Consider the following 11,315-nt stretch of genomic DNA (forward strand, 5'->3'; position numbering starts at 1 on the left):
CGGCGCAGGGCCACCCAGCGGTCCCGGGCCATCGGCCACCGGAACGAGTGGGAAGTCGGCCCGGCCGACTTCCCACTCCGGCCGGGTCCGGTCAGCCGCCGGCGATCGCGTGGGCGATGGCGAGGGCGGCCACCTCGACGCCGATCCTGCGGGCGATCCCCAGGGCCCAGGCCCCGGCGGCCTTCAGGTGGGCGAGGGCGCCGTTCTCGTCGCCCTGCCGGGCGGCCACCTCGGCCTGGGCGACGGCGCCCACCGCGGTGTCGTGCTCCAGGGTGACCGCCTCGCTCTTCAGGGCCAGGCGCAGCTGTTCCAGCTGGGCCGCGAGGCCGGGCAGGTCCACCGGCGAGCCGTCCGGCATCCGCAGCTGGATGAACGTGTTGTCGCTGGCCTTGGCGTGCGGGCCGACCGCACCGGCCTGTCCGTCGACGTTGTAGGTGTCGCCCATGGTGAATCCTCCTTCGACGACCACCATCGCCGGTTGCCGGCCCTCGGTGAGGGCGCGCATCAGGGTCGGGAGGTCGGTGGTGTCGTTCTCGCTGAGCTCGATGATGATGATCCTGGTCCGCTGGGAGTCACCGGTCACCGCCGGTCTCCTGCGGCCTGCTCCCGCTCGGTGGCCGAGAGGTCGTCACGGCAGGCCAGCGTCAGGGGGTGGGTGTCGCCGAAGATCCGCTCGTACTGTCCGAGGGTGATCCTCAGCAGCACGACGGCCTGCTGCAGGCGCCCCGCGCTGTGGTAGGCGAGCGCGAGGTCCTGCCGGGTGGCGAGGGTGCGCGGGTGTTCCCCGCCCAGGAGTCGCTCCGACAGGGCGAGGTTGCGTTCCAGCAGCGGAACGGCGCGTTTCAGGTCCCCGGCCGCGCGGTACGCGCCGGCCAGGTTGTTGGCCGCGCCCAGGGTGCCGGGGTGCTCTTCCCCCAGGAGCTGCTCCGACAGGGCGAGGTTGCGTTCCAGCAGCGGGATGGCGCGGCCCGGGTCCCCCGCGGCCACGTACGCACCGGCGAGGTTGTTGCGGCTGGTGAGCGTGGACTGCTGCTCCGGCCCCAGGATCCGTTCGGAGGCGGCGAGGTTGTCCTCCAGCAGCGGGATGGCACGTCCGAGGTCGCCGGCCGCACGGTAGGCGCTGGCCAGGTTGTTGCGGCTGGTGAGCGTGGACGGGTGTTCCGGCCCCAGGACCCGGATGCGCTCCGTGAGGGTGGACTCCAGCAGCGGGATGGCGCGCCCGAGGTCGCCGGCCGCACGGTAGGCGCTGGCCAGGTTGTTGCGGGTGGTCAGCGTGTCGGGGTGCTCGGGGCCCGAGACCCGCTCGAACGCTTGGAGGGTCGCTTCGAGCAGCGGGACGGCCCGGTGCAGGTCCCCGGCCTCCTGGTAGGCACTGGCCAGGTTGTTGCGGGCGGCCAGGGTGTCCGGGTGGTGGGGGCCGAGCAGCCGGGCGGATTCGGCGACGTTCCGCTCCATCAGGGCGGTGGCCTGCTCGAGGTCTCCCGTCGCGTGCGCCACGATCGCCTCGTTGTTGCGGGCGGTGAGGTCCTCGGCGGTGCCGGAGGCCCGGTCCCGGACGGCGGCGTCCTGCGGGGGGCGCCGGGGGGAACCGTTCCCGCCGGGCGTTCGGACGTCCCCGATGGCACCCGCCTGGATGACGGTCCCGTGGAAGGCACCGCCGTGGATGGTGTTGGAGACGGACTGGGCGGCGATCGAGCGCTCACCGGAGGCGTTGATCGTCACGGTGTCACCGGGTGCCGGGAGCAGCGCCGACCATTCGCGGTAGAGGTCCACGCTCTCGCGCAGGGCCCGCCGCACGTGCATGCGCAGCGCGGCGAGGGCGTCGGGGTCGTGGGTGTCCTGCGCCAGGTCCGCCAGCACCGCTTCCAGGGCGGAGCGCCGGGTGGCGTCCTGGTGCTCCCAGACGGCCCGGAGCAACCGGTGCCCGGTTGCGGCGGCCCGGTCGGCCGTGGCCGGCGGCGACGGTGCGAGCACCTGCCGGCCGTGGGCGGCCACGGCAGCCGTCATCAGCGTTCCGGCCTGCTGGACCATCTCGGCGATGTCTGCCACGAACCGCATCTCCCCTGTGCCGAACGCGATTTGGGGGAAGCCTAGCGGGACGTCCCGCGGCGGCGACGGGATTCGGTGATGTCCGGGGCGGGGAAGCCACCACACTGTGGTCCGGGGTCGGCCGGGGTGGGTGGCGGGGCGGCGGGTGGCCCCGGAGGTCCACTGCCCGGGTGGCGGCGGCCTGATGGCCGAACTCCCTTTGCCGCAGCGGCTGTCGATGTGGGCTGCGGCGCCGGGCGCGTCCTAGCGGGTGGGGGAGGGCGGGCGTTCGAAGAAGGTCTCCAGGGAGACGGTCGCCTGGGTGCCGCTGACGCCGTCGATGGCGTACAGGCGGCGCAGCACGTCCTGGAGCTGTTCGGTGCTGGGGGTGCGCACCTTGACCAGGACGGAGGCGCTGCCCGCGATGATGTGGGCCTCCTCGATCTCCGGGATCGCGGCGAAGGCCTGGGCGGAGTCGCCCATCCAGGCCGAGGACTCGACCATCACGAAGGCGAGGACGCCGAGGCCCAGCGCCTTGGGGTCGACGTCGACGGTGGTGCGCCGTACGACGCCGCGTTCGCGCAGTTTGCGGACCCGTTCGTGGGTCGCGCCCGCGGAGAGTCCGATCGCCTTGCCCAGTGCGGCGTAGGCCTGCCCGGCGTCCTGCTGCAGCAGCGCGACCAGCGCGCGGTCGGTCTCGTCGAGGTTCTCCGATGCCATGGTGGAACCATATCCGCTTCTGCCATACTCATGCCGAACCGAATGAGATTCGGAGTTGAGCAGCAAGGGGTGGACTGTGTCTGGCAATGTTCTGTACGGCCTGTACGAGGTTCTGGACGACCGGTTCCGGGCCGGGAAGTGCGCCAACGGGGACGTGCGGCTGGAGAAGCTGCACGGGGACTGTCGGTGGGCCGAGGGGCCGGTCTACCTGCCCGCCTGGCGCCAGCTGATCTGGAGCGACATCCCCAACGACCGCATGCTGCGCTGGGACGAGGCCACCGGCACCGTCGGCGTCTTCCGCTCCCCCGCCGGCCACAGCAACGGCAACACGCTGGACCGCGAGGGCCGGCTCGTCACCTGCGAGCAGGGCAACCGCCGCGTCACCCGCACCGAGCACGACGGCACCCTCACCGTCCTGGCCGACCGCTACCGGGGCCGGCGCCTCAACTCCCCCAACGACGCCGTGGTGCACTCCGACGGCTCGATCTGGTTCTCCGACCCGGACTTCGGCATCACCAGCGACTACGAGGGCCACCGCGCCGACCCCGAGCTCGACGGCTGCCACGTCTACCGCATCGACCCCGCCGACGGCACGATCCGCCTGGTCGCCGACGGCTTCACCGGCCCCAACGGCCTGGTCTTCTCCGCCGACGAGCGGCAGCTGTACGTCTCCGACAGCCGGGCCCGGCACATCCGCGTCTTCGACGTGCGCGAGGACGGCACCCTCTCCGACGGCAAGGTCTTCGCCGAGGCCCCGGACAGCGGATTCGACAACATCCGCTTCGACGACGGGGGGCGCCTGTGGGCGGCCGCCTTCGACGACGGCGTGCACTGCTACGACCCGGACGGCACGCTGATCGGACGCCTGCTCACCCCCGAGCCCGTCTCCAACATCGCCTTCGGCGGGCCGAAGAACAACCGCCTCTTCCTCACCGCGACCACCTCGCTGTACTCCGTGGTCATGGCGGTGACCGGACTCCCCCGGGTGCGCCGGGCCTGACGACCCGGCCGCCGCCGGGGTTGCGGGCCGGGACGTTCATCCGGTTCGCCGCGTCGACGAGGCAGACCACCGCCAGGACGGCCGGCTGCCCCTGGGGCGAGGTGGCGGCGCCGGCCGTGACGCGCTCAGTCGGTGGTCGGGGCGTGCAGGGCGAGGGTGAAGCTGAAGCGGTCGCCGCGGTAGAGGGTGCGGACCTGTTCGAGGGGCCGGCCGGCGTCGTCGCGGCTGCGGCGGTGGAGCAGCAGCATGGGCAGGGCGGGCGGGGTGCCGATGAGGAGGGCTTCGCGGGGGGTGGCGAGGACGGTCTCGATGCGTTCGTCGGCGCCGCCGAGGTGGATGCCGCGTTCACGCAGGTGCCCGTAGAAGGACCCTTCGGGGTCGAACTCCTCGTCCAGGTGCGGGACTCGGGCGACGGGGACGTAGGTGGACTCCAGGCCGACGCGTTCCTCGTCGGCACGCAGCACGCGCTCCAGGTGCCAGAGGGGTTCGCCCGTGGGGACGTCGAGGCGCTCGGCCATGGCGGGGTCGGCGGGCAGGCGGTCGAGGGTGATGAGGGTGCGGCCGGGGCGCAGGCCCTGGCGGGTGACGCCCTCGGTGTAGCTGGCGAGGGAGAGCGGCTGTTCGATCTTGGGGCCGGCGACGACGGTGCCGCGGCCCTGGCGGCGCAGGCGGCCTTCGAGGAGGAGTTCGCGCAGGGCCTGGCGGACGGTGGCGCGGGCGACGTGGTGGCGTTCGGCGAGGTCGGCTTCGGTGGGCAGGCGTCCGCCGGGGCCGAGTTCGGCGATGAGGTCCTCGAGGCGGGCCTTGACCAGGTAGTACTTGGGCACCCGGCCGTGCTCGGGGACGCCGGAGCGGGCGGGGGCGAGGGGGGCCTGCGGGGTGCCGTGGTTCACCGCGCCACTGTATCGAGCGGTGGTGTCACACCCCTCAGGTAACGGATTGATAACCGGTCTGGACTGAATTTCGGCAGTTGTTCATACCGGCGTGGGAGATGGGAGGGGTCCTCCTCGTCCGGCCGCCCCATTCTCGGTGCCGGTGCAACCGCACCCCGCCGCCCCCGAGTTGGGAGCCCCCGTGCGTATCCCCCGCTCCACCTGGACCGCCCTGACCACCGCCGCCGTGGCCGCCGCGCTGCTGCCGCTCGCCCCCGTCACCGCCACCGCCGCCCCCGCCGGCGCGGGCACCGCGACCGCCGGCACGGACGCCGCCGCAGCCCCGTACAAGGGCCTGCCCGGTGGCGTGCACCAGGCCAAGACGCTGGTCATCGGCGTCGACGGCACCCGCTACGACAAGCTGCTGAGCGCCGACGCGCCCAACCTGAAGGCACTGATGGCCAGTGGCATGACCGCCACCGGCAACCTGTACGCCAACCCGCTGGCGCCCACCCTGTCCGGACCGGGCTGGTCGACCATCGGCACCGGCGTGTGGCCGGACAAGCACCAGGTCAAGGACAACACCTTCGCGGGCGCCCGCTTCGACCTCTACCCCGACTTCGCCAGCCGCCTGGAGAACGCCGACCCGGCCACCTCCACCCTGGTGATCGGCTCGTGGAACCCGATCACCGCCAACGTCTTCAACGGCCGGGCCGACGTGCGGATCGCCGAGAGCGAGAACGACGCCAAGACCGCCTCCGACGCCGCCGACTACCTCGCCAACGGCAACCCGGACGCCACCTTCCTGCACTTCGACGAGGTCGACGAGGCCGGGCACTCCTACGGCGGCGCCAGCCCCCAGTACACGGCCGCCATCCACTCCGTCGACGCCCTCGTCGGCCAGGTGGTGCAGGCCGTCAAGTCCCGCGCCACGTACGGGTCGGAGGACTGGCTGATCGTCGTCACCACCGACCACGGCCACACCGACGCCGGCGGCCACGGCGGCAACAGCGCCAACGAGCGGCAGACCTTCGTGATCGCCGACGGCGCGGGCCACCCGGCCGGGTCCCGGCGCTACGACGTCAAGCCGGTGGACGTCGCACCGACCGTCCTCGCGCACGAGGGCGCCGCGATCGACCCGGCCTGGCAGCTCGACGGGCAGCCGATCGACCGGATCGTCCCGGACGCCTTCGACGCGCTGCGCCCGGCCCTGCAGGCCCGGGCCGACGAGAGCGGCATCCCGGCCGGCGTCAAGGGCTGGACCCACACCCCGCCCGCCGGCTGGAGCATCGACAACTCCCGGATGCCCGGCGGCGGCGTGACGGAGTGGCGCGGCTGGGCCTTCGCCACCGACGAGTTCTGGACCGCCGCCCAGCTCGGGCAGAGCCGCGAGACGAACGTGCGGGCGCGCAACGTGTTCGCCGTCGCCGACTCCGACGAGTGGGACGACAAGACCCACGGCGCGGGCCAGTTCGACTCCACCCTGGTCAGCCCCGCCTACCCGGTGGCCGGGCCCGGGCGGGCCACGCTGTCCTTCGCGACGGACTACAAGGTCGACGGCCCGCAGACCGGCGACGTGTACGCGGTCTTCGACAACGGCGCCCCGCAGCTGGTGAAGTCCTACCGCGCGGACCTGAACACCGTCGAGCACCTGCCGGTGACGGTGCCGGCCGGCGCGAGCAGCGTGCGCTTCCAGTTCCGCTACACCGGCACCAACAGCGCGTTCTGGACCGTCGACCAGGTCTCCTTCGACAGCTGACGCCGGCGGGCGCCCGCCGGCGCCGAACGCGCGACGGGCCGGCGCCGAACGAACGCCGAACGGGCGCCGCCCGCCGCCCCGGGGTACCTTCCGGGGCGGCGGGCGGCGCCGTACGGGCTACAGCGGCGGGAGCGTGCCGAGCTTGACGTCGCCCGTGTAGTGCTTGCCGAGCGCGTCGAAGTCGTAGTACAGGTGCACGTCGTCGCCCACCAGGTAGAACCTCTGTGTGCCGTTGACGAACGGCGACAGGCCCAGGTGGAAGGTGATGCCCTCGGTCAGGCTGCCCGAGGCGCTGCCGACCTTCTTCTTCCCGAGCAGCGGCACGTTGGCGTAGACCACGATGGACGCGGAACGGGCGGTGGTGTCGAGCGTGAGCGTGGTCTCCAGCGGACCGGTGACGTAGGTCCAGGTCTGCACCTCCGCGGCGGCGGTGGCGACGTCCTGGACCACGACGACCGGGGCCGGGGCCGCGGCCGGGGTGGCGGCCAGGGCCGCCGTGCTGCCGAGACCGGTGACAAGAGCGAGGCCGGCGACCACGACTCCGGCACGACGTACGAAGCGGTTCTTCATGGTTCCCTCCGAATGTGTGAACTGTTCGTCGGGCCCCCCGGGGGTGATGTCTATCAGTCAACTCGACTGCCATACCAGGGTGTTGAACATCACCACCCACTTCGGCGTACCCCTGGTCTCACTCGTTCGGGTGACTTTCCTTGACTTTGCCATCACCCCCGTGCAGCGGCACTGCGGTGCGGGTCACCGCCGCATCCGGAAGCAACCCCACCGCCGCGGCGGCCCGCCCCGGCCCGCGGCCGCGCCCGCGGTGGACCGCTCCGAAGGATCCCGCCCCACCGACCACCCGCCGATGACCACCCGGCCATGACCACCCGCCACCGGGGCGGCCCGGCCCCGGAGCCGCCCCGGGGCCGAACCGCCGCACGCCGTCAGGTGGTCGACGCGCCCCACGCCGCCCGTACGGCCCGGGCCTGCCCGCCCGCCTGGCGCAGGCCCTCGCGGTAGGCCTGCTCCCAGGTGTCCCAGTCCGCGCGGTCGGAGTCCAGGACGGCCTGGCCGGCCGGGTCGGGGGCGAGGACCAGTTCGGCGTCCGCCGGCGGGCGCGGGAAGCGGTGGGCCAGCGGCTCGACCACCAGGACGGCGCGGGCGCCGGCGGCGAGGTCGGCGTTGGCGCCGGCGCGCAGCGAGCCGTCCATGCAGCGCCGCCCGTCGGGGAGGGTGACGGGCGGTTCGACGCCGGGGAAGGCGCTGCTGGCGGCGACGGCGTGCAGCAGCGGCAGGCCGTCGTGCGCGCTCCAGACGGCGGGTTCGCCGGTGCCGGCGTCGACGGCGGTGATCAGGAGGTGCCGGGGCCAGGGGTGGGTGCCGATCAGGGCGCGCCGGTTGTCCAGCAGGGCCTGTTCGGCGTCGGGGTCGGCGGTGTCGAGGGCGAGGCGGCCGACGCGGCGGCGGGCCTCGGCGGGGTCCAGGCCCTGGCCGAGGACGGCGAACACGGCGCCCGCGGCGGCGGGGTCGGGCCGGCGGGCGCCGGGGCGGGGGGCGGTGCGGCGGGCGGGGTCGACGAGGTGGCTCGGGTCCTGTCCGGTGGCGAGCAGGGCGCCGACCACGGCGCCGGCGGAGGTGCCGACGATCAGGTCGGCGCCGGCCGGGTCGGCCCCGGCCAGGTGCAGGCCGTGGACGAGTCCGGCCGTCCAGGCGGCGCCCAGGCGTCCGCCGGGGCCGAGGACCAGGGCCCGGTCGGGCGCCCCCTGCCCGTCGGTCCGGCGGGCGGCGTGGTCCTGCGCCCGGTCGCCTGCCCGCTCGGCGGCGTGGTCCTGCGCGTGGTGCGGTGTGCGGTCGCCGGTGTCCATGGCGGTATCCCCTCCCCGTTGTTGAAACAGTCGTACCATATACTCCTGGTGATCACTGACGCCGCCTCAGCGCGGCACCGGCGGAAGGACGGTCGCCCGTGGGACGCCCCCCGGACCCCGAGCGCCGCGGGCGCACCCTGGCCCGGGCCACCGACTACGTGCTGGCGCACGGGCTGGCCGGGCTGAGCCTGCGTCCGCTGGCCGCCGCGCTGGAGACCAGTCCGCGGATGCTGCTCTACGACTTCGGCAGCAAGCAGGAGCTGGTGGCGGCCGTCCTCGCCGAGGCGCGCCGCCGGGGCGCGGCCCGTCTCGCCGAGCACCTGCCGCCGCACCGCGGGGCCCCGGGCGCCGTGCAGGCCGGCCCGCGCGAGCGGCTGCGGGGGATCTGGTCGTGGATGAGCGCGCCCGAACGCGCCCCGTTCGTACGGCTCTTCTTCGAGGTGCACGCCGACCTGCTGGCCCACCCGGAGAACTACCCGGACCAGGCCGGGGCCGTCACGGACTGGTTCGTCCCGCTGCGGGCGGCCCTGCACGACGTGACCACCGGGCCCGGGGACACCGCCACCCCCACGCTGGTGATGGCCGTGGTGCGGGGCCTGCTGTTCGACCTCACCACCACGGGCGACCGCGAGCGCTGCGACCTGGCCCTGGAGCGCTTCGCCGGCCTGCTGCAGGCCTGAAGACCCGCCCGTTCCCGGGGCCCGGTCCGCGGGCCGGCGTCACGTCCGGGCGGGCCGCTTCCGTCCGAGGAGTGACGGCCCCGGGCCCCGCGGCCGGGCAGGTCCTCAAGACGCGGACGCCCCGGTGCCCCCGCCGGGAGGGCGGGGGCACCGGGGCGTCGGTGCGCGGCGGAGCCGGCGGTGGAGCCGGCCGCGGGTGGTCCGCTAGCGGGCCGCTGAGGCGCGGGTGCGGCGGGAGACGGAGTCCAGGACGACGGCGGCCAGCAGGACGGCGCCGGTGATCATGTACTGGATGGCCTGGGCCGCGTGGACCATGTCCAGGCCGGTGGTGATGGACTGGATGACCAGGATGCCCAGCAGCGCCGACCAGGTCTTGCCGCGTCCGCCGAACAGGCTGGTGCCGCCGATGACGGCCGCCGCGATGGCGCTCATCAGGACGTTGCCGCTGCCGAGCTGCTTGTCCGCGGAGCCCTGCTGGGAGGCGATGAACAGGCCGCCGAGCCCGGCCAGGAAGGCGGAGAACATGAAGACGGAGATCCGCACCCGGGCGACGTTGATGCCGGCGCGGCGGGCGGCCTCGACGCCGCCGCCGACGGCGAAGATCTGCCGGCCGTAGGAGGTGCGGCGCAGCATGAAGTCGGTGAGGACGACGGCGCCGAGCAGGACGACCAGGGGCAGCGGCAGGCCGCGGTCCTGGTTGAGCATGTAGGCGCCGACCAGGGCGAGGACGGCGAGGGCGCCGGTGCGCAGGGCGATCTCGCCGGTGCTGCGGGCGGGCAGGCCGGCGGCGGTGCGGCGGCGGGCGTCCAGGAGCTGGGCGGCGAGGAAGGCGGCGATGGAGAGGAGGGCGAGGAGCCAGGCGTAGAGGACGTCGCCGTCGCCGAGGAAGTAGGTGTCGAGGTTGGCGACGATGCCGTCGTTGATGTTGTTGACGGTGCCGAGCTTGCCGAGGACGTAGTCCTGCAGGCCGCTCCAGGCGAGCATGCCGGCGAGGGTGACGACGAAGGCGGGGACGCCGATCTTGGCGAAGAAGAAGCCGTGCAGGGCGCCCATGGCGACGGCGGTGGCGAGGGCGAGCAGGATGGCCAGGCCCTCGTTGAGGCCTTCGCGGACGGCGAGGACGGAGGTGACGGCGGCGGCGACGCCGGCGACGGAGCCGAGGGAGAGGTCGATCTCGCCCAGGAGCAGGACGAAGACGACGCCGACGGCGATCAGGCCGGGGCCGGCGATCCACTTGGTGATGTTGGTGAGGTTGTCGGCCTGCAGGAAGTGGCCGGTGACGCTCTGGAAGATGATCGCGATGAGGATCAGGCCGATGATGACGGGCAGTGAGCCGAGGTCGCCGCTCTTGATCTTGCGGCGGAACTCCTCGGCGTAGCCGGCCAGGCCCTGCTGGCGCACCAGCAGTCGGGGGTCGGTGGCGGGGGCGGCGGGGGCCGGGGTGGGGGTGGTCTGGCTGGTGCTCACTTCGCTTCCTCCGCGATGCGTGCCTGGCGCCGGGTGACGGCGTTGTCGGTGGCGCCGGTGATGGCGGAGATGATCTCCTCGTGCGAGGTGTCGGCGACCGGGAAGACCCCGTTGTTGCGGCCCAGGCGCAGGACGGCGACGGTGTCGGCGACGGCCTTGACGTCCGCCATGTTGTGGCTGATCAGGATGACGCCGAGGCCGCGCTCGCGCAGGCGCTCGACGAGGTCGAGGACCTGGGCGGTCTGCTCGACGCCGAGGGCGGCGGTGGGTTCGTCGAGGATGACGATCCGGGGGTCGCCGACCAGGGCGCGGGCGATGGCGACGACCTGGCGCTGTCCGCCGGAGAGGGCGGCGATGGGGATGCGGACGCTGGGGATGCGGATCGAGAGGGTGTCCAGCAGTTCCTTGGCGCGCCGTTCCATGGCGACCTCGTCGAGGGTGCCGCGGCGGTGCAGTTCGCGGCCCAGGAAGAGGTTGGCGACGACGTCGAGGTTGTCGCAGAGTGCGAGGTCCTGGTAGACGGTGGCGACGCCGAGGGCCTGGGCGTCCTGGGGGCGCTCGATGCGGACCGGGCGGCCGTCCCAGCTGATGGTGCCCTCGTCGATCGGGTGGACGCCGGCGATCGTCTTGACCAGGGTGGACTTGCCGGCGCCGTTGTCGCCGACCAGTGCGACGACTTCGCCGGCGTGGACGTCGAGGTCGACGTCGGTGAGTGCCTGGACGGCGCCGAAGCGCTTGGAGACCTCGCGCAGCGCCAGTACGGGTGCGCCCGTCACGTGAACCATCTCCTGCGGGGTAGTGCGTGGTGGGGTGGGTGGTGGGTGCGCGCGGGGCGGGGCACGGCCGGGCGGCGCGCCCCCCCCGGGGGGGGCCCCCCGGGGCCCCCCCGGGGGGGCGGGGGGGGCGGCGGGCGCGGCCGGCGGCGGG

11 protein-coding genes are annotated in these 11,315 nt (G+C 73.9%); 3 read left to right on the forward strand and 8 right to left on the reverse strand.

Translation table 11 applies throughout. The annotated features are described in order from the left end of the window. Positions 1 to 91 precede the first annotated feature (91 nt). The 3 genes from ACFYUY_RS24235 to ACFYUY_RS24245 all read right to left on the reverse strand — a co-directional run bounded on the left by ACFYUY_RS24235 (position 92) and on the right by ACFYUY_RS24245 (position 2,748). Entirely contained in the window at positions 92 to 583 is a 492-nt protein-coding gene (locus ACFYUY_RS24235) for a hypothetical protein (protein ID WP_360206926.1), read from the reverse strand. After that, entirely contained in the window at positions 580 to 2,049 is a 1,470-nt protein-coding gene (locus ACFYUY_RS24240; RefSeq protein ID WP_387903560.1) for a tetratricopeptide repeat protein, read from the reverse strand. The genes ACFYUY_RS24235 and ACFYUY_RS24240 overlap by 4 nt, the downstream gene beginning before the upstream one ends. A 243-nt stretch (positions 2,050 to 2,292) precedes the next feature. Further along, the gene (locus ACFYUY_RS24245) at positions 2,293 to 2,748 is read right to left on the reverse strand and encodes an Lrp/AsnC family transcriptional regulator (RefSeq protein WP_360206921.1); all 456 of its coding nucleotides are present in this window, start codon (positions 2,746 to 2,748) and stop codon (positions 2,293 to 2,295) included. 76 nt (positions 2,749 to 2,824) lie between these two features. Between ACFYUY_RS24245 and ACFYUY_RS24250 the strand changes: the two genes are divergently transcribed. Then, the gene (locus tag ACFYUY_RS24250; protein ID WP_387903563.1) at positions 2,825 to 3,748 is read left to right on the forward strand and encodes an SMP-30/gluconolactonase/LRE family protein; all 924 of its coding nucleotides are present in this window, start codon (positions 2,825 to 2,827) and stop codon (positions 3,746 to 3,748) included. Between the two features lie 125 nt (positions 3,749 to 3,873). Here ACFYUY_RS24250 and ACFYUY_RS24255 read toward each other — a convergent pair whose 3' ends face one another. Further along, the gene (locus ACFYUY_RS24255; RefSeq protein ID WP_387903565.1) at positions 3,874 to 4,641 is read right to left on the reverse strand and encodes a GntR family transcriptional regulator; all 768 of its coding nucleotides are present in this window, start codon (positions 4,639 to 4,641) and stop codon (positions 3,874 to 3,876) included. Positions 4,642 to 4,822: 181 nt separating this feature from the next. Here ACFYUY_RS24255 and ACFYUY_RS24260 point away from each other — a divergent pair, with 181 nt between their 5' ends. Next, the gene (locus ACFYUY_RS24260; protein ID WP_387903568.1) at positions 4,823 to 6,379 is read left to right on the forward strand and encodes an alkaline phosphatase family protein; all 1,557 of its coding nucleotides are present in this window, start codon (positions 4,823 to 4,825) and stop codon (positions 6,377 to 6,379) included. A 117-nt stretch (positions 6,380 to 6,496) separates the two neighbouring features. Here ACFYUY_RS24260 and ACFYUY_RS24265 read toward each other — a convergent pair whose 3' ends face one another. Further along, a complete protein-coding gene (locus ACFYUY_RS24265) occupies positions 6,497 to 6,949 on the reverse strand; it encodes a hypothetical protein (protein WP_360206911.1) in 453 nt (150 codons plus the stop codon). A gap of 371 nt (positions 6,950 to 7,320) precedes the next feature. Further along, positions 7,321 to 8,241: a patatin-like phospholipase family protein gene (locus ACFYUY_RS24270; RefSeq protein WP_387903572.1), complete on the reverse strand. Its 921-nt coding sequence runs from the start codon at positions 8,239 to 8,241 to the stop codon at positions 7,321 to 7,323. A gap of 98 nt (positions 8,242 to 8,339) precedes the next feature. On the opposite strand from ACFYUY_RS24270, the gene ACFYUY_RS24275 reads away from it, so the two are divergent. After that, on the forward strand, positions 8,340 to 8,921 hold the full coding sequence (locus ACFYUY_RS24275) for a TetR/AcrR family transcriptional regulator (protein ID WP_387903574.1): 582 nt from the start codon (positions 8,340 to 8,342) through the stop codon (positions 8,919 to 8,921). Between the two features lie 204 nt (positions 8,922 to 9,125). On the opposite strand, the gene ACFYUY_RS24280 is transcribed toward ACFYUY_RS24275, so the two are convergent. Together ACFYUY_RS24280 and ACFYUY_RS24285 are read right to left on the reverse strand one after the other, a co-directional pair. Continuing rightward, positions 9,126 to 10,388 (reverse strand): sugar ABC transporter permease, encoded by a 1,263-nt coding sequence (locus ACFYUY_RS24280; RefSeq protein ID WP_387903577.1) that lies wholly within the window; start codon positions 10,386 to 10,388, stop codon positions 9,126 to 9,128. Continuing rightward, positions 10,385 to 11,173, reverse strand: a complete 789-nt coding sequence (locus ACFYUY_RS24285; protein WP_360206900.1) for an ATP-binding cassette domain-containing protein — start codon at positions 11,171 to 11,173, stop codon at positions 10,385 to 10,387. The genes ACFYUY_RS24280 and ACFYUY_RS24285 overlap by 4 nt, the downstream gene beginning before the upstream one ends. Positions 11,174 to 11,315 lie beyond the last annotated feature (142 nt).

The sequence above is a fragment of the Kitasatospora sp. NPDC004745 genome (genome assembly GCF_042873275.1).
Classification (GTDB): Bacteria; Actinomycetota; Actinomycetes; order Streptomycetales; family Streptomycetaceae; genus Kitasatospora.

Coding starts and splice junctions, on each gene's coding strand:
- ACFYUY_RS24245 (WP_360206921.1), bottom strand. CDS start 2,748: ATGGCATCGGAGAACCTCGACGAGACCGACCGCGCGCTGGTCGCGCTG.
- ACFYUY_RS24265 (WP_360206911.1), bottom strand. CDS start 6,949: ATGAAGAACCGCTTCGTACGTCGTGCCGGAGTCGTGGTCGCCGGCCTC.
- ACFYUY_RS24270 (WP_387903572.1), bottom strand. CDS start 8,241: ATGGACACCGGCGACCGCACACCGCACCACGCGCAGGACCACGCCGCC.
- ACFYUY_RS24285 (WP_360206900.1), bottom strand. CDS start 11,173: ATGGTTCACGTGACGGGCGCACCCGTACTGGCGCTGCGCGAGGTCTCC.